This window comes from Acidaminococcus sp. HCP3S3_H5 (genome assembly GCF_052122235.1).
Classification (GTDB): Bacteria; Bacillota; Negativicutes; order Acidaminococcales; family Acidaminococcaceae; genus Acidaminococcus.
Genome location: NZ_JBQKCS010000004.1, coordinates 186,833 through 213,485, shown reverse-complemented (window position 1 = coordinate 213,485; position 26,653 = coordinate 186,833). Strand labels below are relative to the sequence as shown.

Genomic DNA, 26,653 nt, shown 5'->3' with positions numbered 1-26,653 from the left:
AACTGTCAACGGTCAGCAGCCATTGGAAAGGGACGGATAGTGACTCTGGAGCTCAGGCTGCGTGTCACGGGGGCAATGGGCGTTAGCCCGAGCGTATATCCGCCCTTTACAAGGGCGGGGGTATCCATGCGCAGCATGGGTGGTGGGTTAGCAGCCCATAGGGCTGCGTTTCCCTTCAGAAGGAACCCACAGCTGTGGGTTCCTTCCACCGGCCGTTGACCGCTGACAGATTTTATCTTTCCAGCACCTCCGGATGCCGGACCAGATAACCGGTGAGGTCCATCCAGGCTTCCCTTTCTTCCGTGTAAGGTTTGGGGCCTTCCTGGAGGTCTTCGGGACCATACTGGGGCCCCAGGGGCTGATAGAAGTCCTGGCTGTAGCTGCCGTAGGCGTCTTTCCGCAGCCAGTGGTAAGGCGATACCACATGATCGATGGGTTCCAGCAGAGAAGGATACAGGGAATAATAGGTGAACCCCTTGGGGGCGATCAGTTCGAAAATGGTGGGGGCAATGTTCATGTGGCTCCCGATGGTATTCCCGGCCAGGCTGTGGGGATTCAGCTCCCGGTGGTTCACCAGCAGCACCGGGCTGTGCCGTTCCCGCAGGTTGCAGTCCCGTCCCATCAGAGAGGTTTTCCCCAGCACCGGGCTCATATCGATGGAATGGTCCCCGGTAAGGATGAACAGACAGTCCGGATAGGCTTTCCGCATGGTCCGGATGAATTTCCCCAGGGCCTGGTCCGAGAACCAGAAGGTCCCCAGATTTTTCTGGATTTCCTTGTTCCGCCGGATGTCCCGGGGCGCCTCAGGCATCACCTTTTCCGGGTCATACCCGTACTCCTTCAGGGGAATCTTGAAGGGCCCGTGGTAGCTGGTGGTGTACAGGAAATGGAACTGGTAGGGCCCGTTGGCCTCTTCCTGCTGGAGGATCAGTTCCGCCGCCTTTTCCAGGAACACATTGTCATAGACCCCCACCCAGGTCTTGGGAGCGTCTTTACCACAGAAATCCGTGGCGGTCATCACCTGGTCGAAGCCGCAGGCGGGAGCAAACTGGTTGAAGTTCCCATAGGTTACATTCCCACCGTACCAGTAAGTGGAATGGTAACCCAGTTTTTTCAGCTGCCGGGGCAGGGCCGTGGGCAGGTTGTTGCGCCAAAAGCTTTCTTTTTCGTTCAGTTCCAGCCCTGCATCGAATATCCCGCTCATCAGGCTTACAATGGAAGGCCGGGAGATGATGCCGGCGGAAAGCGCACTGGTCAGGGACGCCGTATGAGGATCCTCCATCAGCTGCCGGCCCCCTTCCACCAGGTTCAGACAGGCGAACTGGGGATCAAAGAACTGCTGGAGATAGGTTTCTCCCACAAAAAGGAAAATATGGGTGGGTTTGGTAATCCGGGCCCCTTTGGCCGTCCTTTTGAACCCATAGGCCGGGTTGGGCAGCTTGTCCGCCGGGACCTTTTCCGTAAAGAAGGGCTGGATGGCTTTCAGGTCCTGGGCATCGGTGTGCTCATAGGCCGGATTCAGTTTGTGCTTCATCACCTGTTCCAGGGCCACCAGGTCGTCCACCGTGGCCTTGGCAAAGAAAATGTCTTTTTTTACCACACTGGGGATGGTATCCCATTCCGGCTTGTCGTCATGCCAGAAAGTCCCCCCGTACCGGAACCAGTAAAAAGCCGCCACAGCCCCCAGGACGATCACCGTATTGTAGGCGTACTGGAGCACCGGGCTGAAAAAGATCAGATACTGGAAGCTGGGCAGTTGGAGCAGCTTGTGGATGCAGAAGCCGCACACCCCCAGATAGGGCAGGATGCCCAAGAGGATCCAGACCCCGTGGTCCTGATGGAAGAAAATATCCACCAGGTTGTGCTTTTCCGCTTTGGCCCCCAGCTTCATGGTCTGGTTGAAGATATCATGGAAATGCTTGTAGAACAGCATCTTCCCGGCAAAGGCCAGGTACAGCACCAGGCTGTAGGTAAGCCCTCCCGCCATCCGCAGCAGGTCCCCTTTCCGGTACCAGTCGGTAAAAAAAGCCCCTGGAATGGACAGCACCACCAGGGGAATCAGGAACACGTAGGCATTGAAATCCATCCCCCACCAGAACCCGTACCGGAAACAGTGCCAGATTACCTTCCCCTTGCCCTTCAGGCTCCGGTACGGATTGTACACGGCAATGAAAATCAGACGAAAAACAGCACACAGAATGGGAAAGAACAAAAACAGCTTTCCATCCTGCTGCAGCGATGCGTAGAATAGACTGAACAAAATTTCCCTCCTTTTGGATTACTGCCGCTGGTACCGGGTACCCCGGCCTTTGCCCACTTTCAGCACGGCCTTTTTCCCCACCAGCCGGTTCAACAGACGGATGACTTTGGTCTTTTCAAAACCGGTGGCCTGTTCGATTTCCTGCCGGCTCAGCAGGCCATTTTCCGGAAATACGGCACAGATTCTTTGCTCCTCCTGGTCCAAGGGCGGCATGGCATCCACCAGAGGCAGGATCACCTGAATAATATGATCCGTTACCTGAAAATCCGGTTTGACCCGGCTTTGGCGGTAGGCATAAAGGATCCGCTGGATGCCCGTTCCAAAGGCTTCAATATACCCCAGCCGATAGAACACATTGGCCAGTTTGGGATTCCGCAGAATGGAAATCTGATGATGGAGATATTCTTCCTGGCTGATGCCTGCCGGCAGTCCTCCCGGCGAGGTAATTTCCACCTTGTCCGGATACATGGCCACCCGTATAGCAGTGGGAATATCCCAGGTACGATGTACCAGAGCGTTGGCCATGGCTTCTCTGATGGCCTGGCCGGGAATCTTCTCCACCATCCGCCGTTCCACTCCATCGATTTTCTCCACCTGGTATTCCCGGGCAATCCGTTCCACAGCCTGGTGGAACAGCGACAATACGGAACATCCATGGATTTTGATCCGTTCCCGGATTTCGTTGATGGACCGGCCAAAGACCATCATATCCACCCCCGGAAAGGTATTCTGATCAGAAAAAAGTTCCGCCACATGGGAGAACTTGCCTCCTGCCGTATAAAATCCCAATGTTTTCAATACATCCGTATCCACCTGAGAAACCCCCAGTTGTTTTTCCATTTCCCGGGACAGAACGGAAAAGGTTAAAGAAGAATCCTTCGCCGGCAAATCTTCAAAATACCGGTGGGACCCTTCCAGGATCAACCGGTTCAAAGCCAGGCGGTCCAGCGTATTGCTTTTTCTTCCCAAAAACTTCGCCCCCTTTCACAGTTCTGTGATTTGCGTTGCATCAATTATAATAAAAATTGCAACGCAAATGCAACGTAAATTTTGCGTTGCATTTGCGTTTGCAACGAAAAAAACCGCAGGAACTGTACAGCCGGCGGCCCGCAGAACACATGAACAAACGATGTATCTGCGGGCGGCCGGGTCTGCCGCCCCTACGGTTCCGATTTATACGCTTCTTTTTCTACCTGGCATCGCCTATTTTATCCAGCCAGGACTGGAGCAGCGGATCATACTGGCGGATCCGTTCCACCACCGCTTGGGCAAAAGTTTCATCATAGGTATGGGAGGTCAGATTCCGGTCATCTGCCATCTGCAGGGCTTCCTGGGTCTGCCCCTCATCCAGCAGCCCCAGTTCCCGGCAGCACCGGATGACCTTTTTAGGAGACGCCGCATCAATCCCTTCTTCCACATAAAGGTATTCTTTGGCGCATTTCCAAAGCAGTTCAAAAGAAAATTCGAACCGCTGGATCAGGGCATCCCGTTCCACCTCGGACAGATCCGGTTTTACGGCCAGTTCGTGGAGTTTGGTGAGGATTTTTTTGGCTGTCTCCATCCGTATCTGTAAGAGATTTTTAGATGCCATCTTCTACTCCCCTTTTACCAACATTCAACAAATTATTTTTTCTTGATTTTAGTAGAAATATATTGGATAAACCAGTACACACTATCAAAATATTTTCCCTGTCTCCATCGGGCACGGGACATATAATGCATTTCCCGGTAATTTCGGGGTTGCTGCAGCGATTCATCTTTCCAGGGAGACATCTTATAATATTTTATAAAATATCTTTTCAGGGGAAAATCCAACCAGCAATACCACGGCTTCGTCCCTGCATAATGAAGAAATACCGCGTTATCTGGGACTTCAGTTTCCTCGGCAGAAAGTGGAATAAAATTATATTCCCTTCCTACCATCAGTTTCTTCTTTTCCAACACTATATTCAATGCATCCTGATCTAAATAATTCAATCTCTCTTTATACTCAAAACATACATCAAGAAATTTCTCGGAGATTTTTTCCTGCCGCCATTGAACCATGTTCATAAAAATCATTCCAGCATTAAAATACTGCTGCAGCTGAAACTTTTTTTCCTGCTTTCTGGCTGTTGCTGGTACATCTTCTACCACCATTACCGTTTTCCCAGAAAAATCTCTATGAATCAGATTCTGAATTGACTGAAGGCAAACGATATCTCCATCCAAATAGAGAATTTTCTCCACTGCAGGATCCAAAATCTGCCCCAAAAACACCCGGATATAGGTTGCTTTGCCAAGGGCAAACATAGGCAGACCATCAATAATGCTCAAATCTGTAAAATGAACTTGTACTCCACAATTTGGATATCTAGATGCTATGGTTTTCAGTTGGTTAATACTCTTCTCGCTGATATTTTCCGTCAGGATATGAAAAACAATCGGCAGTTCCTTATTGTTTTCCAAAACAGAAATCATGGAAACGCCCATAGGCATCACAAAATTCTCATCTGTTCCGTACCCAATATGCACTGATTCTTTTCCTGCCAGTACATCCGGACTGCCAAATTCAATTTTTTGGGTTTCTATTGTTGCCGTAATTTCCATATTTCTCCCGCAGTACTAAACTGCTTCTCCTTCTTATTTCATTTTTTATTGATTGTCGGAACCTACGCCAGGATCATCAGCCAGGGACTTTGTCCCATGGCAGGTTTTTCCTTGCTCCAATGGAAGAAAATACTGATCTGAAGCAATGTCTTTTGTTTCCTCTCTTCCATGCAGATTCTGAATTCCCATCAAGTCGATCAGTACATCATACAGTAAATCATTGGTCCAATAATCCTCTTTATGCTTTACCAGATTCTGGAATGTTGCAGGATTCCTTTGGCAATAGTTCTGGGACAGAAAAACGACAAAAGGAATCCGTGCCATAGACCAAGTGAATTTTGTCACTTCATGGCTGTGCTGCATATCTTCTCCATGATCAGAACAGTAGACCATTCCCTGGAACTCATCTCTTGCTCGCATTATATCATAAATCTGGTGCAAAACCGCATCCGTATAAAAGACGGTATTATCATAGGAATTGATTCTTCTTGTTTTCTTGTCTTTCACTGAGAACTTCTCTTGCTTTTTGGGATATCTTTCCTGATAATCGGTATGGCTGCCCATAAGATGGATAATCACCAGATTGTTTTTCTGGGAATCGAATTTGATTTGACGCAGCTTATTAGCCAATTCACCATCATTATAATTCGTCCAAGTAGTATATCCAGAATTTCCGTTAATCCAAATTTCCTGATCTGCCGAGCTTGCAATAGCGGCTATGGGAGTATCATAAGCCCCATATTTAACTTGATTGCTGATCCAATAGGTTCGGTATCCGGCTGCTTTTGCCACTTCTATAATAGAATAAGCCTTTTCCAAAGGCACCGCATTATATTGATTCTTTTCAGTCAAAGCATATGTCAAGGTGGGAACTGTATGCGTATGATTGGAATATGCATGGGTAAACAAAATATTTTCAGGCTGCGAAACAGCCTGATCCAACCAGGGTGTCGTCTCCCGTTGATAACCATAAGCATGCATATGATCCCGTGATTCAGACTCCCCAATGACCAACACAAACGTACCGCTCTTTTGAGAATCGACAGACAGATGTATTAGTTCTTTCAGATTTTCCTCTCTTCGCCGTTTGGCATTGGTGTACTCTTTATATTGTTCTAAACTCTGGCTGGTTTGTTTTATCAGACTGGTAACCGATGCATACCTGACTTTGGCAACGCCCTTGGTTCCACAGAGAATTATTGCCGCCAGCAAAACTACTGTAAAACCTGGCGCCAGTTCTTTATTAAGTACCTTATCTGCCGTCCGATTCAGCTGATAGATATAGATTCCCGCAATACTGAAAACAACTGCAAAAGACACCCCCCATAAAACAGGGTTATCATTTTTCAGATAGGACACCGCTTCATGAAGATTGGTTTGAAAAAGAGTCAGCACAATACTGGATGTCAGCAAATGACCACTTAAAAAGTAGTAACCAATCAGCCCCAGCGGTGCAAAAATGACCGCCAAAGCCAGTAAATTCCAGGCAGCACCAACTATCCGCCGAATTTTTCGATTAGAGATCCAGTGAATGGCAACCAAACCACCACTGATAAACGAATACAGCGATGTGGCAAGACAGTAAGTATCGGTTATCTCATCCATGCTTAATGGACTTCCTACTGATAACTTTATATAAGCTGGAACCTCATAAAGTAAAAGCATTAAAATCCAACAAACAAAAGCTCTTTTTCGGAAGTCCATTAGGGTCACAACCGATAAAAAGCAGACAGCTGTAATTCCTATTATGTCTTTATATCGAAGATAAGAATCATAAACAGTAGATGGCAGCCGGGAGATAAGCAGTATCCCCAGAAAAACAATTAATGATACGAGAATTTTATGTCCATACCCCTTATATTTTTCAAAACTGTTTTTTCTATCCAAAATAATCCATCTCCATCATCTCAGTAGTACATATAATTATCTTTACGGATCAAAAGAATAAATAAAAAGCGTCACCCTCTCTCCACCTGTAAAAGGGTGACGCACGGTTACAGCTTATACCGCATTTTCAAAATTGCATACCAGCCCATTCCCCACAGATAATCTGCCAGGCTGTCTTTTTTCCGGTATTTGGCCCACTGTTTGAAGTCATGGTAGTTTTCCGGCTTCTTGATGGGCAGGGTATTGGTGATGGTCTCCCAGGGAGACAGGGCATTGTACTGCCGCCACTGGGCATCGAAGGGGGCCAGTACCATCTGCCAGGGCTTCCGCCGGCCGGTCCAGTGGATGATCACTCCCTCACCCTTGTCGTCTTCCCCACCTCCGAATTCGTTGTACACCGGAGGCAGGAACAGATTGGTGCCGTCAAAAGTCAGATTCAGCACGTCCTGGCTCTGTCCCAGGAACCGTTCCCGGGGTTCCTTCTGGAAGGAAAAGGCTTTTTCCGTAATCCCCTGCTTTTCCCATTCCGGGATATTGATCACCATGATTCCGTCGTTGAAATACTTTCCGTTCTTCAGCTTCAGATAGCCGCCCCGATAGGCCGCATCTTTCGGCCGTTCGGAAACAGCCCCCATAGCCTCGCCCTCCATGGAAAGACCAAACAGATCCTCCAGGGAACGGATCACCATGGTATCCGCATCCAGATACAGGAACCGGTCCGTTTCCCCCTTCAGAACTTTGGCCATATAGAGCCGGCCGTAGGTAATCCGGGAAAATCGGGCCACTTTTACATGGAAATCCTGGAAGGGTGCCATATCCAGTTCATATAGAGTGCACCGGCAGTGCCATTTTTCTGCCAGCTGCCGGACTTTGTCCCCGTTTTCCCGGCTGTAGCCGTCGGTAAACAAGTGGAACACAAAAGGATGGGCCGGATTGTTTTCCAGCACCGAAACCATAGAAGCCCCCATGATCTGGAAAAAGGGGTCGTTCACATTGTAAGCCATATGCCAGGGTTCCCCAGAATGGGGATCCAGAAAATCGAAGGTTTCCTGCTTCCGAATAAAATTCTCCAGGGCAAAAAAGCCCGGTTCAAATGTTTTCATGCTGTCTCCTGAAATAATGTCTCTATGGCCGCTTCCGCCATGGGAACGGTCACTGCATCCACACAGTCGGATTTTGTACACCGGCTGGGACCGATGCAGATATGTTTGCCAGAACAGGGCAGATGCCCGCTGACCCCGACACAATGTTTTCCCGGCGCCCGATAGATCACCGGGGAATTGAAGGTAAAGAGGGTAACCACCGGACAACCTGCCGCTGCTCCAATATGAGCAGTCCCGGTATCCAGGGTCAGCAGCAGGTCCATATGGGCCAGAAGAGCCGTCAGTTCCAGAAAGCTGGTTTTCCCGATCAGATCCACCACGGCCTCCCGGTGTTTCATTTCCTGGAGGATGGCATTTCCCCGTTCCCGGTGGGCAGGAATGCCCGTCAGGTACAGGGTAGCTCCATAAGTTTCTGCCAGCCAGTCACAAACCTGGCTGAACTTTTCCGCCGGCCAGTCCTTGGTCCGGGAGGTCGTCTGGATGCACAAGGCAATCTTCTTCCCGGCGGCCGGCGCTTTCTGCAGCAGCTTCTGTGCCCATCGTTCCTGTTCCGCCGCCATGGGTTTCAGCCGGGGCGGCACGAATTCCTGGGAAGGATCTCCGAAAAAGCCCCGCATCATCTGCTGAAAGCTGGCCGCCATGGAATGTTCCTGATAGGACCAGCCTGCAGGCAGTTCCAGGTCCCGGGTATAGAACCATTTTTCCCATCCCAGTTTCCAGCCCAGTGCCTGTTCCATGCTGATCCGTTCCGGAATCCGGGCAAACCATTTCATCAGCGTTACCCGTTCCCGGGGGTCCAGGGAAATCCCCAGGTCAAAATGACGCTGGGACAGCTGCCGCCCCATCCGCCACACATCCCCATACCCGCCTCCGCTGGCATAACGGTAAGGGATCACTTCATCCACACCCTCCAGCAATTCTGCCACAAAGGCCAGGTTGGCGCTGCAGAGATACGTAATCCTAGCCCCGGGGCAATGCTTCCGAAGCACCGGAAACACAGAGGCGGTCATAATCATATCTCCCATATGCATGATACCATCAACAAAAATATTTTTGTAAGTCATTTATTTTCCTTGTCATAGTACATTTCCATAAAATGACGCTGAATTCTTTTCAGTTGAAGTATACACCGTTTCCAGATTGGATACCGGAAATATAATTTCATGAAATGTTCTTTTTTATATTGATTGACATATCTTGATGACTTTCTTTCTTTTTCGGCAACCTGTTCAATAACAGAGTTCCGCGAAACATTTGAATCCAAATAGCCAAACTCATGATTTATGCAGTATATGGTTAAATAACCTAATTTATAATACAGATTCCAAGCATCAATTTCAAACTGTATGGGATTCTGTGCCTTTAGCAAGTTTTCTGCCGCTTTTCGATTGATTGCATATCCATGAGCAGCTGTTCCAGCCAACGCATGAAGAATTTTATATCCATTCCCCAATGAAAAAACGGTTTTTGTCGGAGCCTTTACTCTATAAAGAAGCAGTACTGCCGGTTTAGTCATCTGATTCAAAAATTCCTTGATTTTAGGGAAATATTGGACAAAGTCCGGAGATAGGCGAACATCATCTTCGAATACAAAAACATAAGGTTCTTCACTTTTCAACAACTGCCTGTAAATTTCAAGATGGGAAAGGGCACAGCCAATTGCCCCTTTATTTAAAATATTATGTTTTGCAGTGAATTGCTGCAACTCCTGTTCAGTCAGCTGATTCCCCATAATGGCGTTAAAAAAATTGGGTTTTATTCCATATTCCCTAAAATTTTTATCAATTTGAGTCCGTCTCTGATATGCAACTGGTGAACTGATTATATAATGATAAATTTCCATCATCCCCATGACTCACCCCTGCTATTTAATCGTACGATAATCAGCCTTACCCTTCGAAGAAGTCTGTATACTGCAGCCAATGCCCCACATGGCAAAATATAATCTCATAGTTGATTTTGAGTAAAGGGTATTGTCCACCATTCCATGAATAAGATTGGCAAGGCAAAGCCACAATACAGCATAACAGACATATTCCTCAGAGTGCAGTTGTATGGCTCTCATCATAAGAAGCAGAGTCCCTGCCGCAAAGCAAAAATATCCAACTCCCCCCAGTAATCCAGCAGTAGATAAAAAAGTCATAAAATTATTGTGAGGTACGGGCAAATCCGGTTCCTTTGCTTCCGGCAAAATATATTTTGCCTTGTAAATTTTACTCCATTGTCCAAATCCCACACCGATAACAGGATGATCAAGCCACATGGAATACGATGATTTCCACAGCAGCACCCGTTCGCCATCATACTTGCGACGGGCTAAATTCACAGTGCCAAATGCTGTACAGATTCCCATACTGGTAAGGAACAACAAAAATATGGCTATCTGTTTTTTTGCACTCCATTTTCGTTTTATGATCCAATGATACACAATAACAATAGCCATTCCTGCAAAAACCCCTGCAATACCTCCTCTGGAACGAGTCATCCACAAAGCAACAATACTACAGGCAAAAGGTATAATTCCAAGCCACTCCCATTTTGCAGTTTTTTCCCCTTTCCAAGTGTCCCAAAGAAGCCAGCCCTGAAAAGGAAGAAGACATTCCAGAGCCAGTGCGAAATTATTGGGATTGGGAAAAGGCCCTTGGAGCCGGGCAGGGAAATTTTGGAGAACATGCTGATAAAAAGCAACCCCGCATAAAACAAGAGACCCACCCCAAAGGCCCCACTGCGCATATGCCCTGATGGGCTTCTCCTTGTACTGGAGAGCCATCACCAAAACCCAAAAAGGAATCGTATAGAAAATAAAATTCATTGCACTTTTTATGACGACAGTCTTTCCCGACGCTACCGCCGCCAGAAAAATAAGCCCCATAAATAAGCCATAACACAAAAGCCATACTTTGTGGACCGGTATTGCGATTTTTTTCTTCCGTTTCCAATAAATCAACATTACAACAACAACCAATCCCAGACTGATGCTGTACCCTGCATTCCATTTTGTACTGCACAGAAAGAACAGATACAGATTGGTAGCTGCCATCAGCAGCCACTGCAGCCGATTGTCCGAAATCATTCTTTCAATTCTCCCCCAACTTCCTTAGAACAGTTTCTTCCACAATTCAGCCAGCTTCAGCCGCAGTTCCTGACGGGTTACGGATTTTCCCCTCATATCCTTTCCCGGCTGGGGCATTTTTGCCCCGGCAAAGGCTGTGCTGGCCAGGTAGGTATAGTATTTTTCGTTGAAATGGCCCTTGGGCGGAAACTCCCAGGGCTTGTACCGGCCGGCCCAGTGGAACACCCCCGGCCGTTCCAGGGCCTCCAGGGCCAGGTTCCGCCAGCGGGATTTCTTCAGCACTTTCACCGGCAGGGTGAACACCGGCGGAATCACATTCCACCGGAGGGGCAGGGGCTTCCAGTTGTCCTGGAACACCTTGTTCAGCCCGTCCTGATCATGATGGCGGAAGTTCCCCTCTTCCACACACCGGATCACCTGGGGCCCATACTGGTTTTCCCGCCAGGCCTTCAGATCCATTACCATCACCCCGGAATTGAAGTACAGCTCCCCCTCTTCAATTCCCAGGGTTTCCTCTTTCTGCCGGCGCATCCGGGAAGAAGCCAGGATTCCCAGATCGGGCACCGCCCCCAGAGGTTTCCCTTCCAGGTCCATCTCCCACAGTTCCTGGATGTCGTCCAGTACCACCAGGTCCGTATCCAGATAAATCACACGGTTTACGTTTTCCGGTACCAGTTCCGGGATCAGCAGCCGGAGATAGGCCGCCCGGTTCACATGGCCGCTGGTATGGGCCTGGATTTCCTTCTGGGCAGTGGGAACAAAGGTGATGGTTCCCCTGCCCGTTGTCACCGTGGCGGCGATCCCTGCCTGCTTTTCTTCACTGATCCCATCCTCGAAATAGTAAAAATGGATGGGGACCATTCCCCGGTGGTTGGCCAGGATGGAAGCACAGGCTACAGCCCCATGCTGGGCATAATTGTCATCAGAAGCCAGTACAATGGAAATTTCGTCCATTTCTGTCACCTCTTTTGCTTGATTTATGTCTTGTCACTTTTTCCTGCAAAGTTCCGCCAATTTCATGTATTTCATGGCTGTGTAGATGCCGTGCTGGAGGGTGGCCACAAACCCCATGCTCCCTTCCAGGAAGCCCCCTTCCAGCACATAGGCTTTCACCATTCCCATCAGGGCGTGGCCGGCAGCGGTCCCTGCAGTGGCCTTTTTCCCCCGGCCATAGGCTTCTTCCGCCCACAGGGTGGTATAATGACCGGCCTTGTTCCACCACTGGGCAAAGGTGTCGTAGGTATAATGCTCCAGAGGTTCTTTTAATTCTGTCACCGGCAGGGGACATTCCGGCCGCTCATGGACCTTCCCCACCCAGCAGACCTTTTCCCGGGGAAACAGCCGCTTCACCCGGTCCGGACTAAAGGCTCCATGGTGGAATTCATGACCGAAGGCGATGTTGATCCGCCGGAACCCATACTGATGGTCCAGGCTGCCGGCTTTGATGGCGTTGATTTTTTCCGCCAGGGCCGGAGTCAGCCGCTCGTCTGCATCCAGGTACAGGATCCAGTCTCCTGCAGCCTGGGCCAGGGCAAAATTCCGCTGGGCGGCAAAATCCTCGTCCCATTCCCGGAAAGCAATGTCCGCCCCGGCTTCCCGGGCCAGGGCCACCGTATGGTCCGTACTCCCGGAATCCACCACCAGCAGCTGATCGGCACAGGGCCGGGCAGAATCCAGGGCCGCCAGGATATGTTTTTCCTCGTTTTTCGTCAGGATAACTACCGTACAGGTTCCCATGATGAATCTCCTTTTCTCATTCAACCTTTAGTCTACCGTAAAGGGGGAGGAAAGGCAAGACGGCAAGGGGGATTTTGTAAAAATCCACCCTTTCAGCAGTCAATGGTCAGCGTCTTCTGGAAACCGGCTTGCTGCCGGCTCTGAATAAAAACAAGGGCCGTTGCAGTCAGCAACAGCCCCTTCATTTCGTTATGGAGCGGAAAACGAGATTCGAACTCGCGACCCCCACCTTGGCAAGGTGATGCTCTACCACTGAGCTACTTCCGCAAATGGATTACTTGTATAGTATATTACAGTATTTAGCTTATGTCAAGGGAAAGAACCTTTTTGCGGGCCGCCCGGCGTGCGGCCCCTACGGTACCGTGTAAGTCGACGACCCGGCTGACCAGGGCCGGCGGGCCGCCCGGCGTGCGCCCTGCGGTACCGTGTAAGTCGGCAGGAATCCCTTGGAGCTGATTTTCACTGTTTCATTCCGTTGCAGTACCGTTCCAGTTCTTCCAGATCCCTGATGAACGGAACTCTTTCCACCCATTCTTTCCACACAAACCCTTCTTCCGCCATCCGGTCCAGGAGGGCCTTCATGGGCTGCCAGTAGCCTTCGTAGTCCAAAAAGGCAAAAGGTTTGGGCACCATGTCCAATTTGTTCAGGCTCATGATTTCGCTGATTTCTTCCAGGGTCCCGATGCCGCCCGGGAAGGCCAGGAACAGGTCCCCCAGTTCCAGCATCTTCTTTTTTCGCTGGGCCATGTTTTCGGTGACGATCAGTTCTGTCAGGCCCTGATGCTGGAGTTCTTTTTCCATAAAGAACCGGGGTTCCACCCCGATCACCCGTCCGCCCTGCTCCAGAGCGCCGTCGGCCAGTTTCCCCATAAGTCCGGTACGGCTGCCTCCGTAGATCAAAGTATGGCCATGACCGGCAATCCATTGTCCCAGTTCATACGCATAACGGGCATATTCCGGACGGTTCCCCGGATTGGCTCCCAGATAAACAGTGATGTTCATTTCCTCTCCTTTTCATAAAAAAGGAGCTGCTCCATGCAGCTCCTATCCTTCAGCCATCGGCCATTGACAATTGACCATTGACAATCAATTCTCAGAAATCCCCCAGTACAAGCTGAGAAATATTCTTGCTGTGGTCGCTGACCCGTTTCATGTTGATCAGCAGTTCCAGCATCACAAAACCGGTTTCCGGGGTGCAGACCCCTTCGTTCAGCCGTTCCACATGGCTCTTCCGCATGGCTTTCTGTTTCAGCTTCACCTGATGGGAGAAATCCAGGGATTCCCGGGCCAGATCTTTGTCATTGGTTTCCAGGGCCTTGATGGCCTTGGTGGCAGCGGCTACCACCAGCACTTCCAGCTCCTTCATTTCCCGGTTGGCTTCCGGTGAGAAGGTGGTTCCGTCTTCTCTCATGTTCCGGACCCGTTTGGCGATGATTTCCGCATGATCCCCGATCCGTTCAATATCGTTGCAGGCATGGATCAGACCGGTGTGCAGGTTGGACATTTCCTTGGTCATGTTCTTTTCGCTCATCTTGGTGAGATACACGGTAATGGCCTCTTCCAGGCTGTCGATGACCGGTTCATGTTCCAGAACGAATTCCACGTCCTTTTTATTGTAGTTATCCACACAGGTAAAGGATTTCCGGATATTTTCCAGAGCCAGTTCCCCCATTCGGACCACTTCCTTAGTAGCCAGTCCCAGAGCGACCGCCGGAGTGTTCAGCACGTTCTTGTCCAGATACTTGGGCTGATAGGAAATATCATTGTCTTCCCCAGGCATGATCTTTTTGATGAACCGGGTGAAATACGGTGCCAGAGGCAGGAAAATACAGGTGTTCACCACGTTGAAGGTAGTGTGGGCGTTGGCGATCTGCCGGCCGATATTCCCAGCCGGAGAAATATCCTTTACAAAAGAAATGAAGAAAGGCAGCAGAAGCAGAGCAATGATACTGCCGCACAGATTGAACATGACATGGGAACAGGCTACCCGCTTGGCGTTGAGACCGCTTTGGAGGGTGGCGATGACAGCGGTGATACAGGTACCGATGTTATCACCCAGGATTACGGGAATGGCCCCTTCCAGAGGGATCAGCCCCTGGCTGGCCATAGCCATCAGGATACCGATGGTTGCGGAGGAGGACTGGATTACCAGGGTCATGCCCAGACCGGTAAGGAGCCCCATAATGGGATGGGTGGAGAATCTTCCCAGGATATCTACGATCCGGGGATCCTGGCGCAGGGGAATGACGGAATTGCTCATCATGCTCATGCCCAGCATCAGGATACCAAAGCCCAGGAGCACGGAACCCAGGTTCTTCAGGGTCCGTTTTTTGCAGATGATCTGCATCACAAAGCCAATGGCAATGATCAGGGTGATGTAGTCGGTCAGATTGAAGGCAATGAGCTGTGCGGTCATGGTGGTCCCGATGTTGGCCCCCATGACGATGCCGAAGGCCTGTTCCAGGTTCATCAGTCCTGCGTTGACCAGCCCCACGGTCATAACCGTGGTAGCACTGGAAGACTGGAGCACTGCCGTAACCCCGGCCCCCAGAGCCACCCCGTAGATGGTCTTCTTTGTCAGCTGCCCCAGGATTTTCTGGAGCTTGGCCCCAGCCGCCTGCTGCAGGCCGTCGCCCATCAGCTGCATACCGTACAGGAAAAGAGAAATGCCGCCTAAAAACAAGAATAGCTGAACCAAAATAATCTCCTCCGCAGTTTGCGTTTTCAATTGTACTTATAGATTGGTGGAATAGCGATATGACTAAATTTTACCACATATCTCCTGTTTACACCAGTTCATAATGGAAATATGCAACATTCTGAACATTATTAAAAAAAAAATCTCCTGTCACTTTCGTGACAGGAGATTTTGAAGAATCGAGACTTATTCAGCGTCCAGTTTTACATAGCCGGCCAGACGTTCTTCAGCGTCTTTCTTGGTCTTGGCATACAGATCTTCTGCAATGTCAGGGAACCCTTTGGCCAGGGATGCATACCGTACTTCGCCCTTCAGGAAGTTTTCGAATTCATCGAAGTTCGGAGTCTTGGTGCTGTCCAGGAAGAAGGACTTCTTGCCTTCAGCCTTCAGAGTCGGGTTGTACCGGAAGCAGCTCCAGTAACCGCAGTCAACAGCAGCCTTGGCTTCCAGGAAGGAGTGGTTCATGCCTCTCTTGATGCCGTGGTTGATGCAGGGGCTGTAGCAGATGATCAGGGAAGGACCATGGTAAGCTTCAGCTTCCCGGATGGCCTTCAGAGCCTGGTTCTTGTCAGCGCCCAGGTTGATCTGAGCTACGTATACATAGCCATAGGTCATGGCCATCATGCCCAGATCCTTCTTCTTGGTCCGTTTACCGGAAGCGGCAAACTGAGCAACAGCAGCTTCAGGAGTGGACTTGGAGGACTGTCCGCCGGTGTTGGAGTAAACTTCGGTATCGAATACCATTACGTTTACATCATCGCCGGATGCCAGTACATGGTCCAGTCCGCCGTAACCGATATCATAGGACCAGCCGTCGCCGCCGAAGATCCACTGAGAACGTTTCACGAAGAACTGTTTGTTTTCGTACAGAGCTTCCAGTTCCGGTTTGCCGGCTTTTTCAGCTTCCAGCAGTTCAACCAGTTTTTCAGCACGGGCACGAGAGCCTTCGCCTTCGTCCTTGTTGGCAATCCAGTCTTCCATGGCAGCCTTCAGGTCAGCGGAAGCAACAGCTTCAGCAGCCTTCATTTCGTCAACCAGACGATCCCGGACAGCCTTTACGCCCAGGTACATACCCAGACCATATTCAGCGTTGTCTTCGAACAGGGAGTTGGCCCAGGCAGGACCATGGCCCTTGTGGTTGGTGGTGTAAGGCATGGAAGGAGCAGCAGCAGCCCAAATGGAGGAGCAGCCGGTAGCGTTGGCGATCATCATACGGTCACCAACCAGCTGGGTAACCAGTTTGGCATACGGGGTTTCGCCGCAGCCAGCGCAGGCACCGGAGAATTCCAGCAGGGGCTGTTCGAACTGAGAGCCCTTCACAGTAGCCGTGGTCATGGGGTTGGCTTTCGGAGCAACCTTGTTCACCACATAATCCCAGATGGGAGCGCGGCCTTCCTGAGTAGCGAAAGGTTTCATGGCCAGAGCCTTGTTGCCTTTCATGCCCGGGCAGGCATCCACGCAGTTGGAGCAACCCTGGCAGTCCATGGGGCTCACGGTGATGCAGAAGTTCAGGCCTTTTGCACCCAGAGCCGGTTTGGTCTTCAGGCCTTCCGGAGCGTTCTTCACTTCTTCGTCAGTCAGCAGGAACGGACGGATGGCAGCGTGCGGGCACATGATGGCGCACTGGTTGCACTGGATGCAGTTTTCAATGTTCCATTCAGGAACGTTGATGGCGATACCGCGTTTTTCATAAGCAGCAGTACCGGAGGGGAAGGTACCATCGGCCTGGCCCATCAGAGCGCTGACCGGCAGCTTGTCGCCTTCCTGTTCGTTCATGGGGATCATGATGTTGTCAACGAAGGCGTTGCCAGTCTTCTTGTACAGGTCTTCGTCTTTTGCATCAGCCCATGCAGCGGGGATTTCCACTTTGTTGATGGCATTGACGCCCTGATCAACAGCGGCATTGTTCATGTCAACGACCTTCTGGCCTTTCTTGCCATAGGAAGTAACAATGGATTCCTTCAGGTACTTCACAGCATCATCCACAGGGATTACGCCGGTCAGTTTGAAGAATGCAGCCTGCATGATCATGTTGATACGGCCGCCCAGACCGATTTCAGAAGCGATCTTCACAGCGTCAATGGTGTAGAACTGAATGTCGTTGGTTGCCAGGTAGCGTTTCAGCTGGCCAGGCAGTTCCTTGTCCAGTTCTTCAGCGTTCCAGGGGCAGTTCAGCAGGAACACGCCGCCTTTTTTCAGGCCGGAGGCTACGTTGTAACGATGTACATAAGAAGGATTGTGTACAGCAACATAGTCAGCGAAGTTGATCAGGAACGGCATATGGATCGGAGTATGACCGAAACGCAGGTGGGATACGGTGATACCGCCGGACTTCTTGGAGTCATAAGCGAAGTAGCCCTGTGCGTACATGTCGGTCTTGTCGCCGATGATCTTGATGGCGCTCTTGTTGGCACCAACGGTACCATCGGAACCCAGGCCCCAGAACTTGCAGGAGATGGTGCCTTTCGGGGTGATGTCCAGGGTCTTTTCCTTCGGCAGGGAGGTGTTGGTCACATCATCCACAATGCCTACGGTGAAGTGGTCTTTGGGTTCAGCAGCCTTCAGGTTGTCGAACACAGCCAGAGCATCGCCAGGATAGAATTCCTTGGAACCCATGCCGTAACGGCCGCCGATGATCAGAGGACGGTCAGCCTTGTTGTAGTAGATGTCCCGGACATCCAGGTACAGAGGTTCGCCGTTGGAGCCGGCTTCCTTGGTCCGGTCCAGAACAGCAATCCGTTTTACGGTTGCAGGCATGGCCTGGAAGAAATGTTTGGCGGAGAACGGACGATACAGATGTACGTTCAGCACGCCGACTTTTTCGCCCTGAGCGTTCAGGATCTTGGCAACTTCTTCCACGGTCTGAGCGCCGGAGCCCATGATTACTACAACGTTTTCAGCATCGGGAGCACCGGTGTAGTTGAACAGCTTGTAGTCACGGCCAGTCAGCTTGCTGATTTTGTTCATGTAATCTTCTACGATTTCCGGCAGGGCTTCGTAGTATTTGTTTACAGCTTCACGGGTCTGGAAGTAGATATCCGGGTTTTGGTTGGTACCACGGATTACAGGATGATCCGGGTTCAGCGCATTTTCACGGAATTTCTTCAGTTCATCGTAGTCAACCAGTTTTTTCAGTTCATCATAGTCCAGCAGTTCGATCTTCTGGATTTCGTGAGAAGTACGGAACCCATCGAAGAAGTTCAGGAAAGGCACATGGCCTTTGATGGCGGACAGGTGAGCAACTGCGGTCAGGTCCATAACTTCCTGAACGCCGCTTTCTGCCAGCATGGCAAAGCCGGTCTGACGGCAGGCCATAACGTCACTGTGGTCACCGAAGATGTTCAGAGAGCTGGTAGCCAAAGCTCTGGCTGCAACGTCGAATACGGCGGGCAGCAGTTCGCCAGCGATCTTGTACATGTTCGGGATCATCAGCAGCAACCCCTGGGATGCAGTGTAGGTCGTGGTCAGAGCACCGGAAGCCAGAGAGCCGTGCACAGCACCGGCAGCACCTGCTTCAGACTGCATTTCCATGATCTGTACCGGGCGATCGAAAATGTTCTTCTTGCCATGAGAAGCCCATTCATCACTTGCTTCTGCCATAGGAGAAGAAGGAGTGATCGGGTAGATCGCTGCAACTTCCGTAAACGCATAAGAAGCATATGCGGCCGCGGTGTTGCCATCCATTGTCTTCATTTTTTTCATTTAAATAGCCCCTCTTTCTAAGAGATACTGACTACGATAGTAAGACTTCCATAGTCCCCCTAGTCGCCTATAATTATATATCAAAATGAACAGAATCTCAAATAAATTTTTTCTTATTTGTAGACAATTTATTGTGAATTGTCTAACATCTCGTGGTTACTGGCTTTGCGGGCCATAAACCACCGATTGTGCAAAAAATGAGCATAACATAAAACTTCACGCTTCCCCTGTAAGCCGTCCAGACCCGATGAAGAATCGGGCCTTTTTTATTTGGGTTCTTCAACGCTTCCACAGGGAAAAGAGAAATTTCCACTTTTAGAAGCAACTTCCCAAAAACGTGACGTCACGGTGATGTCACGTGACGGTCACGCCATGTCACGCCGCCGAACATCATGCGGGGGAATCCATGCGGCACTGTATAGAATGTGACAAATCTGTGAAATTTCTCACAAGACCCGCCGCCGTGCGCCCGACCCTCGCACATTGAAGGCCCGAACCAGTACCTTGACGAAATCGGGGACGGTTCAGCTACAGGGATTCCCTCTTACTGGTTCATGGAAGCCGCCGCTTCTATCCCAATGGGCTTTCGTTGTGTTCTGTGCAAGGGTTTATATATCCCCATGATTTTCTTCTTGAAAATGGGGCGTATACTCGATGATTTTCCTCATCATGAATAAGAGGGGGCCGCAAATCACAGCCCCCGCATTGGCCAGGACGAACAGCAGCGCACGCCCTTTTGGGAATTTGCCGCACTTCTGGCCCCCGATGGTCTGGCCTTCAAGCAGAACGCCGAACGATTTTGCTTCCTTCTTCTCCCCATAGACAGGAAGGGGTTTCCTTGTGGAATGGTCTACAACTCATGGTTCCAATGGTTGTTGACATCTTCAATGGTCATACAGGGGTGTGGTTGTGGTGGTGGTTCATGCCCCATCTGTTTGCTTATGTGTGATAAAGAAGCAATAGAAGTGCAAAAAATTTTGCCGTTCCTATCCGACACTTGGCCATTGTGTCGGATAGGTCGGGCGGTTATTCGGGCAAGTCAATCTTGCCGACAAAGCTGTAATAAATCTCAATGTCCTGCCTGCGGGTGCCGTTCTCATCATAGCTGCACTCATGCACCACAATTTTCTCGATCATTTCCCGCAAGAGAGTGGGGGTCAGTTCTTCAAAGGCAAGGTGCTTGCGGACAATGCCCATAAATTTCTCGGCGTTGACGGTAGCTGCCTGTGACTTGTCCAGTTCGGCTTGCAGGGCGGCGGCTCTCTTTTTCAGCTCCGCTTGCTCGGCTTCGTAGTCAGCCGACAGTTCCATGAAACGCTCATCGCTGATTTTGCCGTTTACATTGTCCTCATACAGCCGCTTGATAATGCGGCTGATTTCAGAAATGCGTTCCTGCGCCTGTTCAAGCTGCTTGATGGCTGCGGCGGTCTTTCGCTTGCCGCCGATCTCGTTCTGCTGGACAAGTAGTTTCACAAACCGGCTCTCATGCTTGGCTGCGTATTCGGTCACTTGCCGGAGATTTGCCAGGACACCAGCGGTCAACAGATCGGTGCGGATAAAGTGCGCCGTACAGTTGCGGGTGCGCTTCTTGTAGCTGCCGCAGATGTAGCAGTCCTGTTTGCGGTCTTTGTTCTGATACCGCTGCTGATACAGCACATGGCCGCAGTCGGCGCAGAACAAAATCCCGGAGAACAGCCCCACTTCATCGTAGCGGTTCGGGCGTTTGCGCTGTTTGCGTAACTCCTGCACCCGTTCCCATGTTTCCTTGTCGATGATCGGCTCATGGTGGTTCTCGAAAATGGCCTGCTTCTCGACGGGGTTCTCTATGCTGTGCTTGACCTTATAAGAAGGCTTTTCCGTTTTGAAGTTCACCAGACATCCGGTGTACTCTCGGTTTTCGAGGATATGAACGACGGTGTTGGTCGCCCATTTGCACTCATAGCCTGGGTGATAACGGCGGGTGCTGCCTGTCCGCTGATATTCCAGCGTCCCCGGCGTGGGGATTTGCTGCTCCGTCAGCATACGGGCAATCTTGGTCGGGCCGTTCCCGGCAAGGCAAAGCTGGTAAATCTGCTGCACCACCGGGGCGGCTTCCTCGTCTATAATAAAATTCTCGTCCTCGTCCATCACATAGCCGTAAACCGGCTTGCTGGTAACAGGCTTGCCGCTCATGCCTTTTGACTTTTTCACTGCCTTGATTTTCTTGCTCGTATCTCTCACCAGCCATTCATTGAACAGATTTCGCAGCGGGGTAAAATCGTTGTCCATGCCCTCGCTGGCACTGTCCACATTATCGTTGACAGCGATAAAACGCACACCCTTTTGAGGGAACAGCATTTCCGTGTAAAACCCTACCTGCAAGTAGTTTCGCCCTAACCGGCTCATGTCCTTGACGATGACCGTACCCACTTTCCCGGCTTCAATGTCCGCAAGCATGGCTTGAAATCCGGGCCGCTGGAAGTTCGCGCCGGAAAAACCGTCGTCGGTGTACCAGCGCAGATTGGTAAAGCCGTTCTGTTTTGCGTAGGTTTCGAGTATCCTTTTTTGGTTCGATATGGAATTACTCTCGCCTTGCAATTCATCCTCGTGGGACAATCTCGGATAAAGGGCGGTAATGAGGTTTTGGGTGGCTTGTCTTAACATAAAATCCTCCGTTTCCGACAGCCAGCCCCACTATTCCGTGGTTTCATTGTACCACGGAACGGCGGGGGCTGTACAGCGGCAAAAGCGTTAAATTTGCTTCTTTACAGCTTTTCAATTTTCCGATTTTTATGGTATGGGTTGTCGTCCCATATTTGCAGTAGAAAAGTTCATAACTCCGTGGTATACTCTGATTTAACAAAAAAATCAGAAGTTAAAGGAGAAAACATGAAGTATACAATAGATGAATTAACCGCGGCCAAAAGGCAAATTGATTCAACTCTGCACAAGCTAAGAGAAACAGTAAAAACATTTGAATCAAAGGATAATTCCGAGCGTTATAAATCACAAATCACATTGGCAAAGAGAAGAATAAAAGCCTTTGAAATTGCAAATTATTTTATAGAGAATGAGATTAAGAATTGCTAAAGCACTTCCGATTTTCGTTCCAGCGGTCATGCTCCCTGGCATGGCCGCTTTTCCATGCCCCGGTTCACGCCGGATAAGTCGGCTCCTGTGTAGCAGCGGCTTCCGCTTCCAGTACCCGCGCCATTTTGTCGGCGGCTGTGGTTGTGGTGTCTTTCTTGAAATAGCCGGACACGACAAGGACGGAATTGCCCATGCGGATTTCCGTCACACAGTCAGGGCGGCGGGTGGTGCGGGTGTCGTGCTGCTTGTTATCTGCCATAGGCAATACTCCTTTCAGTCGGTAATCAGTTTCTTCATGCTCTCCATTTTCCGCTTGGCGGTTTCCTGCCGGAAGTTGTCGCCGGTAAAGCGTACCGGGACGCACATGGAAAGCAGGCGGTCATAAATCCGGGAATGGGCGGTGTCCTCCGGGTTGTGCAGGTCGTCCAGCGTAAGGTTGGTCGTGACGATCAGCGGCTTGCCGCTGCGGTAACGGCTGTCAATCACATTGAACACCTGTTCCAGCCCGTATTCCGTCCCGCGTTCCATGCCGAAGTCGTCAAGGATCAGCAGCGGATAACGACAAAGGCGGGAAATGTACTCGTTGCGCCCCTCAAAGCTGGCGGCAAGGTCATTGAGGATAAGAGCAAAGTTCGTCATGCGGACGGGGATTTCTTTCTCCATGAGGGCGTTTGCGATACAGCCTGCAAGGTAGCTTTTGCCGGTGCCTACGCCGCCCCAGAACAGGCAGCCGATATTGTCTGTCCGCATATCTTCCCAATGCTCCACATACCGGCGGGCAAGCCCGGTCTGCGGGTTCCTGCCGTTGTCGTTCTCGAAAGTCCAGTCCCGCATGGTGGGGTCGGTAAAGCCCCGGCGTTTCAGTTCTTCCACGGTGTCAAGGTGTCTGCGCCGCTTTTCGGCGGCTTCCCGTTCCTCGCGGGCGGTTCTCTGGCAGTCGCACTCTGCCGGGTGGCGGTCGCGCCCGAAGATAGCGGCCTTATCCGGCGCAAAATAGGCTTCTTTCGGCTTGCGGCACTTGCCGCAGTACAGTAAACCGTCCTCGCCGGTGTAGTCCTCCGGCTCCGGGATGGTGGTCGTCATATTCTCCAAAACCGCGTTGATTTCATTCTTCATAAACTCTCGCCCTCCTTGCATGAGTAGTCTGGTATGCCCTTTTTAGGGGCTTCCTTTTTGTCGTTCCCCGCCCATATCCGCAGGGCGGCGGCATAGTTCTGGTAGCTTTTCCCGTTGGCGGCAAGGTAGCGGCTCATTTCCTCGATGAACCGTTCCAGCCTGTCAGGGTACTCTGCCTGCAACTCGTCGTATTCGGTCTGTGACAGAAAAATATTTCCATATCGGCCATAGGGCGCGGACGGCCCCCCACTCACTCCCTTTGTTTGGCTCTCTGTAAGGTTGTTTATAGTAGTTTGGTTAGGGGACGGTTTTCCGACCATCATAAGGTCGGTTTTCTGACCATCAGTAGGACGGTTTTCCGGCTCTATGAGGGGCGGACTTCCGGCCATCAGTTGGTCTGAAAACTGTACCTGTGGCACTGGCGGTACTTTGACATAAAGCCGGTTCGGTGCGGAGAAGCCGCCCCGTTCCCGTTCCAACAGCCCCGCCGTGTCCAGTTCATTAAGCGCCCCCTTGATGGTGGTGCTGCCTTTATCCAGTATTTCTGCTATCTCCGCGATGGGATAGATAATATAAATCCTGCCCTCGTCGTCCAGCCACTTGTTTTTCTGGGAGAGGGTGGAACGGTCTAACAGCAGCGAATACAGCAGCTTGGCGGTCTGTGAAATCTCCATTTTCAGCAGGAAACGGGGATACGGCAGATAGGCGGGCAGCCGCGTGTCTGCCCTGATATAATCAGCGATAGGATCACCTCCCTGTGTTCGGGTTGATTTTGGCGTATTGTCACGCATTAAAACGCCGTTTCCGGGGGAAAAGGATAAATGTATCGCGTACCCTTTGACACCCACGAAAAAAGCCTTGATTTATGCGGGTTTGAAAGGCTCTAAAGCGTGACATCTCTGCCTTTGTTTCCGCTTTCTCTCGGCGGCTTTGATTTTCTTCATGCGCCCGGCGCAGTCGGGGCAGTATTTTCCCCGGTTGGATTTGGGGACAAAGGCCGCCCCGCAGACGGCACACCGTTTCCGGCTTCCCCGGCACAAGAGGGCTGCGGCCAGCTCCCCGTCAAGGGGCAGGACAGCCACACGGAACCAGTGGCACATGAGGGAAAAGGAAATGCTCTGGACGCACACGCAAGGCTCCCCGTCGTCCAATAGCAGGCAGTTCCCCTCATCGTAGTTACAGCACTCATGTACCAGCCGCCGCGCCCGCCGGTGCTGGCGGTAGTCCATGTGGGGCAGGTTATCGCTCATGGCTCTGCTCCTTTCTGCGGTGCGGCTCGTCCCGGCGCAAAATCTGGTCGATGTTCCGCTTGACGGTCTGCAACTCCTTGAACCGCTGTTTCTGTTCGTGATAGGTGTTATACAGGCCGTCTTTCTCGGAGATAAGCTGCTCGATCTCGGCCTGCAACGCTTTCCGGGCGGGCAGCTTGGTAATGCCATGCGCCTTGAAATACCGGGCTGCTGCGTCGGCTATGATAAAATCGCTCTCATGGGCCTGCCGGTATGCGGCGCGGGCTTTCTCGGATTTCTGTGCCCGCAGCCCGTCGCGGGCGGCCTTGGTCTGGGCGTAGGCCAACACCTGCCGCTGCAACTTCTTTTTCCCTTGCAGCTTCGTTTCCAGTGCTTTCAGTTCGCCGCTGGTCTGGCGCATTTTCTGATAGGCGGTGTCAACGGCGGCTTCTAACTGCTCCGGGGAAGTAAAGCCGTATTGCTGGTAGACGGACAGCGTTTTGGCGGCCTGCTTCAGATTGTGTATCTTCGCCCAGCGTTCATAGCCCCGGCCTTTGCCCTCGGCCATTTTCTGCTCAATGTCCACAAGCCGCTGCACTCCGTCCTGTTTCGGGGCGGCTATCTCGGCTCTGGCAACCTGCAAGCGGTCTTTTATGGTGCGTGGGGGATCGGGGGATCTGGCTGGCGCTTCGGCTGCTCTGGCGGCGTTTTGCTCTAAAACGGCAAAGACAGCGGCGCGGTCAAAATCGTCGCCCAGCTTCCGGGCGGTAATTGGCTTTGTCCTGTCCGGCGTGAGGTAGGAAAGCCGCCCCCGGCTCTCCTTGACGGTCACACCCTCCTGCAGCAACAGAGAGGAAAACTCGTCAAAGCTGGCGGCGGTGGCAAGGGCTTTCCGTAGGGTCTGCCGCAGCTTCTCCTTGTTCGTTTCAAACTTGGTCTGCCGGGGCGTGATACTATCGGCAATCATGGGGGCGTTCTGCTTGTCCAGCGCGGCCTGTCCCTTTTTCTGCGCCCAATACTCCCGGTCGGTGACGCGGTTCTTGCTGCCGTTCAAGAGGTCGATTTGATAAAGCCCCTCCCGGTGGCACATCTCCATGACTTCGGATTTGAAGTAGCGCAGGGCAGCGTCGGTACATCGGTGCTTGCAGCCGACTTTCGTATCGGCCGGCCTGTCCATGTAGGGCAGGAACGGCACTTCCTCAATCCGCAGGCTGTTTATGACGATATGCACATGAATGTTGCCGCTGTGGTTATGCCCGTCCGGGTGGGTGCAGACAAGGGCCTGGTGGCCGGGAAAATGCTCTTTACAGAATTGTTCCCCCAACGCCTGCGCCCGGTCTACGGTCAGGCCGTTGTCCGGCCCGTCCCGCGGGTCAAAGCTGATGATGTAGTGGTGGCTTTTCACATCTTCCCGCCGCTGGTTTTTCTGATAGCGGAGATTGGCCCGCATACACGCAACGGCAAAATCCTCCCCGTCGCAGTTCAGCGTGGACAGCCGGTAGTCCTCGCGGGGGATAAGCCTGCCGGTTTCATCAAGGACGGGCTTCATGGTAAACTCGTCATGCTCAAAGAGAAGATATTGCTCGGCGGCTCCGTAGTCGGCGTTTTTAGAGTTGATATGCTTGAGTGTTGCCAACCGCGTCACCTACTTTCTTGAGGACTTCATACTTGAGGACGGCAAGGTCGGATATGGCGGCGCGTACCTCGCCGGAAAGGGTGTTGTAGGGTACGCCGTATTCGTTCAGATACCGGGCAATCTGATTGAGGTTGCCGCCGATCCTGCCGTACTCGGCTGTCAGCTTCCCGACAGCGGAAAGCAACTCGTCATTGACCGACGACACATGGACAACCGGGCGTATGGTCGCCCGCCGTATCGCCTGCCGGAGAAATTCGGACTGGCTGATACCATAGGGCGCAAGCCGCGCTGTGAAGTCGGCATACTCATCTTCGGACAGCCGGGTTTTCACAACGCGGCTGCGGTGGGGCGTGTTGTATTTCTTTCGCATGGTGTGACCTCCTTTCTCGCCCGTAAGGGCGCATGAGCAGGGTTTGGGGAAGGCACTCCCCAACAAGTTTCCCGCGAGGGGCAAAACTGCAGAATTGCGGATTTTGGCACCGTGGTAGAAACTTGCTCTCCGTGACTGCAAACTTTCTCTCACTTCCGTCCGCCACTTTTTTGGAAAACTGCAA

At 51.4% G+C, this 26,653-nt stretch carries 22 protein-coding genes and 1 tRNA gene; 1 reads left to right on the top strand and 22 read right to left on the bottom strand.

Annotated elements, in window-relative coordinates:
* Positions 1-232: 232 nt before the first annotated feature.
* The 16 genes from ACTQY5_RS06715 to ACTQY5_RS06640 all read right to left on the bottom strand — a co-directional run bounded on the left by ACTQY5_RS06715 (position 233) and on the right by ACTQY5_RS06640 (position 21,692).
* Entirely contained in the window at positions 233-2,260 is a 2,028-nt protein-coding gene (locus ACTQY5_RS06715) for an LTA synthase family protein (protein WP_308664371.1), read from the bottom strand.
* 18 nt (positions 2,261-2,278) lie between these two features.
* Entirely contained in the window at positions 2,279-3,229 is a 951-nt protein-coding gene (locus ACTQY5_RS06710) for an ATP-binding protein (protein ID WP_441368975.1), read from the bottom strand.
* A 220-nt stretch (positions 3,230-3,449) separates the two neighbouring features.
* Positions 3,450-3,851: an HI0074 family nucleotidyltransferase substrate-binding subunit gene (locus ACTQY5_RS06705; RefSeq protein WP_154487762.1), complete on the bottom strand. Its 402-nt coding sequence runs from the start codon at positions 3,849-3,851 to the stop codon at positions 3,450-3,452.
* 32 nt (positions 3,852-3,883) lie between these two features.
* A complete protein-coding gene (locus tag ACTQY5_RS06700) occupies positions 3,884-4,849 on the bottom strand; it encodes a glycosyltransferase family 8 protein (RefSeq protein ID WP_154487761.1) in 966 nt (321 codons plus the stop codon).
* 45 nt (positions 4,850-4,894) lie between these two features.
* Positions 4,895-6,736 (bottom strand): phosphoethanolamine transferase, encoded by a 1,842-nt coding sequence (locus ACTQY5_RS06695; protein ID WP_441368974.1) that lies wholly within the window; start codon positions 6,734-6,736, stop codon positions 4,895-4,897.
* Between the two features lie 107 nt (positions 6,737-6,843).
* A complete protein-coding gene (locus tag ACTQY5_RS06690; protein ID WP_154487759.1) occupies positions 6,844-7,839 on the bottom strand; it encodes a glycosyltransferase family 8 protein in 996 nt (331 codons plus the stop codon).
* Positions 7,836-8,849: a glycosyltransferase family 9 protein gene (locus tag ACTQY5_RS06685; RefSeq protein ID WP_229778410.1), complete on the bottom strand. Its 1,014-nt coding sequence runs from the start codon at positions 8,847-8,849 to the stop codon at positions 7,836-7,838. Before ACTQY5_RS06685 ends, ACTQY5_RS06690 begins: the two co-directional genes overlap by 4 nt.
* Before the next feature lie 50 nt (positions 8,850-8,899).
* Entirely contained in the window at positions 8,900-9,691 is a 792-nt protein-coding gene (locus ACTQY5_RS06680) for a glycosyltransferase family 25 protein (protein WP_441368973.1), read from the bottom strand.
* A 12-nt stretch (positions 9,692-9,703) separates the two neighbouring features.
* Positions 9,704-10,912 carry an O-antigen ligase family protein gene (locus ACTQY5_RS06675; RefSeq protein ID WP_022488147.1) on the bottom strand — a complete coding sequence of 403 codons (1,209 nt, stop codon included), beginning with the start codon at positions 10,910-10,912 and terminating at the stop codon, positions 9,704-9,706.
* Between the two features lie 24 nt (positions 10,913-10,936).
* Positions 10,937-11,866 carry a glycosyltransferase family 8 protein gene (locus tag ACTQY5_RS06670; protein ID WP_288311112.1) on the bottom strand — a complete coding sequence of 310 codons (930 nt, stop codon included), beginning with the start codon at positions 11,864-11,866 and terminating at the stop codon, positions 10,937-10,939.
* Positions 11,867-11,899: 33 nt separating this feature from the next.
* Complete coding sequence (locus ACTQY5_RS06665; RefSeq protein WP_154487755.1) at positions 11,900-12,649, bottom strand: glycosyltransferase family 2 protein; 750 nt, start codon at positions 12,647-12,649, stop codon at positions 11,900-11,902.
* A 192-nt stretch (positions 12,650-12,841) separates the two neighbouring features.
* A tRNA-Gly gene (locus ACTQY5_RS06660) sits at positions 12,842-12,916 on the bottom strand.
* Positions 12,917-13,108: 192 nt separating this feature from the next.
* Entirely contained in the window at positions 13,109-13,651 is a 543-nt protein-coding gene (locus ACTQY5_RS06655) for a TIGR00730 family Rossman fold protein (RefSeq protein WP_288311111.1), read from the bottom strand.
* 91 nt (positions 13,652-13,742) lie between these two features.
* Entirely contained in the window at positions 13,743-15,347 is a 1,605-nt protein-coding gene (locus tag ACTQY5_RS06650; RefSeq protein WP_288311110.1) for a Na/Pi cotransporter family protein, read from the bottom strand.
* Positions 15,348-15,533: 186 nt separating this feature from the next.
* On the bottom strand, positions 15,534-19,049 hold the full coding sequence (gene nifJ / locus ACTQY5_RS06645; RefSeq protein WP_022488152.1) for a pyruvate:ferredoxin (flavodoxin) oxidoreductase: 3,516 nt from the start codon (positions 19,047-19,049) through the stop codon (positions 15,534-15,536).
* Between the two features lie 1,026 nt (positions 19,050-20,075).
* On the bottom strand, positions 20,076-21,692 hold the full coding sequence (locus tag ACTQY5_RS06640; RefSeq protein WP_002596236.1) for a recombinase family protein: 1,617 nt from the start codon (positions 21,690-21,692) through the stop codon (positions 20,076-20,078).
* A 225-nt stretch (positions 21,693-21,917) separates the two neighbouring features.
* Here ACTQY5_RS06640 and ACTQY5_RS06635 point away from each other — a divergent pair, with 225 nt between their 5' ends.
* The gene (locus ACTQY5_RS06635) at positions 21,918-22,118 is read left to right on the top strand and encodes a hypothetical protein (RefSeq protein ID WP_002596235.1); all 201 of its coding nucleotides are present in this window, start codon (positions 21,918-21,920) and stop codon (positions 22,116-22,118) included.
* Positions 22,119-22,182: 64 nt separating this feature from the next.
* Here ACTQY5_RS06635 and ACTQY5_RS06630 read toward each other — a convergent pair whose 3' ends face one another.
* The 6 genes from ACTQY5_RS06630 to ACTQY5_RS06605 form a co-directional block, all read right to left on the bottom strand.
* Positions 22,183-22,377 (bottom strand): transposon-encoded TnpW family protein, encoded by a 195-nt coding sequence (locus tag ACTQY5_RS06630; protein WP_002596234.1) that lies wholly within the window; start codon positions 22,375-22,377, stop codon positions 22,183-22,185.
* 14 nt (positions 22,378-22,391) lie between these two features.
* Positions 22,392-23,234, bottom strand: a complete 843-nt coding sequence (locus ACTQY5_RS06625; RefSeq protein WP_002596233.1) for an ATP-binding protein — start codon at positions 23,232-23,234, stop codon at positions 22,392-22,394.
* Positions 23,231-24,025 carry a replication initiator protein A gene (locus tag ACTQY5_RS06620; RefSeq protein WP_006356266.1) on the bottom strand — a complete coding sequence of 265 codons (795 nt, stop codon included), beginning with the start codon at positions 24,023-24,025 and terminating at the stop codon, positions 23,231-23,233. The genes ACTQY5_RS06625 and ACTQY5_RS06620 overlap by 4 nt, the downstream gene beginning before the upstream one ends.
* Before the next feature lie 72 nt (positions 24,026-24,097).
* Positions 24,098-24,484, bottom strand: a complete 387-nt coding sequence (locus ACTQY5_RS06615) for a cysteine-rich VLP domain-containing protein (protein WP_002596231.1) — start codon at positions 24,482-24,484, stop codon at positions 24,098-24,100.
* Complete coding sequence (locus ACTQY5_RS06610; protein WP_002596230.1) at positions 24,474-26,099, bottom strand: relaxase/mobilization nuclease domain-containing protein; 1,626 nt, start codon at positions 26,097-26,099, stop codon at positions 24,474-24,476. The genes ACTQY5_RS06615 and ACTQY5_RS06610 overlap by 11 nt, the downstream gene beginning before the upstream one ends.
* Positions 26,071-26,469: a plasmid mobilization protein gene (locus ACTQY5_RS06605; RefSeq protein ID WP_002596229.1), complete on the bottom strand. Its 399-nt coding sequence runs from the start codon at positions 26,467-26,469 to the stop codon at positions 26,071-26,073. Before ACTQY5_RS06605 ends, ACTQY5_RS06610 begins: the two co-directional genes overlap by 29 nt.
* Positions 26,470-26,653: the final 184 nt, after the last annotated feature.

What these genes read in the sequence shown, in the direction of transcription:
- ACTQY5_RS06675 (WP_022488147.1), bottom strand. Translation starts at nt 10,912, where the DNA reads ATGATTTCGGACAATCGGCTGCAGTGGCTGCTGATGGCAGCTACCAAT.
- ACTQY5_RS06665 (WP_154487755.1), bottom strand. Translation starts at nt 12,649, where the DNA reads ATGGGAACCTGTACGGTAGTTATCCTGACGAAAAACGAGGAAAAACAT.
- ACTQY5_RS06670 (WP_288311112.1), bottom strand. Translation starts at nt 11,866, where the DNA reads ATGGACGAAATTTCCATTGTACTGGCTTCTGATGACAATTATGCCCAG.
- ACTQY5_RS06690 (WP_154487759.1), bottom strand. Translation starts at nt 7,839, where the DNA reads ATGAAAACATTTGAACCGGGCTTTTTTGCCCTGGAGAATTTTATTCGG.
- ACTQY5_RS06655 (WP_288311111.1), bottom strand. Translation starts at nt 13,651, where the DNA reads ATGAACATCACTGTTTATCTGGGAGCCAATCCGGGGAACCGTCCGGAA.
- ACTQY5_RS06605 (WP_002596229.1), bottom strand. Translation starts at nt 26,469, where the DNA reads ATGCGAAAGAAATACAACACGCCCCACCGCAGCCGCGTTGTGAAAACC.
- ACTQY5_RS06685 (WP_229778410.1), bottom strand. Translation starts at nt 8,849, where the DNA reads ATGACCGCCTCTGTGTTTCCGGTGCTTCGGAAGCATTGCCCCGGGGCT.
- ACTQY5_RS06680 (WP_441368973.1), bottom strand. Translation starts at nt 9,691, where the DNA reads ATGGGGATGATGGAAATTTATCATTATATAATCAGTTCACCAGTTGCA.
- ACTQY5_RS06705 (WP_154487762.1), bottom strand. Translation starts at nt 3,851, where the DNA reads ATGGCATCTAAAAATCTCTTACAGATACGGATGGAGACAGCCAAAAAA.
- ACTQY5_RS06615 (WP_002596231.1), bottom strand. Translation starts at nt 24,484, where the DNA reads ATGAGCGATAACCTGCCCCACATGGACTACCGCCAGCACCGGCGGGCG.
- ACTQY5_RS06620 (WP_006356266.1), bottom strand. Translation starts at nt 24,025, where the DNA reads ATGCGTGACAATACGCCAAAATCAACCCGAACACAGGGAGGTGATCCT.
- ACTQY5_RS06640 (WP_002596236.1), bottom strand. Translation starts at nt 21,692, where the DNA reads ATGTTAAGACAAGCCACCCAAAACCTCATTACCGCCCTTTATCCGAGA.
- ACTQY5_RS06630 (WP_002596234.1), bottom strand. Translation starts at nt 22,377, where the DNA reads ATGGCAGATAACAAGCAGCACGACACCCGCACCACCCGCCGCCCTGAC.
- ACTQY5_RS06625 (WP_002596233.1), bottom strand. Translation starts at nt 23,234, where the DNA reads ATGAAGAATGAAATCAACGCGGTTTTGGAGAATATGACGACCACCATC.
- ACTQY5_RS06635 (WP_002596235.1), top strand. Translation starts at nt 21,918, where the DNA reads ATGAAGTATACAATAGATGAATTAACCGCGGCCAAAAGGCAAATTGAT.
- nifJ (WP_022488152.1), bottom strand. Translation starts at nt 19,049, where the DNA reads ATGAAAAAAATGAAGACAATGGATGGCAACACCGCGGCCGCATATGCT.
- ACTQY5_RS06700 (WP_154487761.1), bottom strand. Translation starts at nt 4,849, where the DNA reads ATGGAAATTACGGCAACAATAGAAACCCAAAAAATTGAATTTGGCAGT.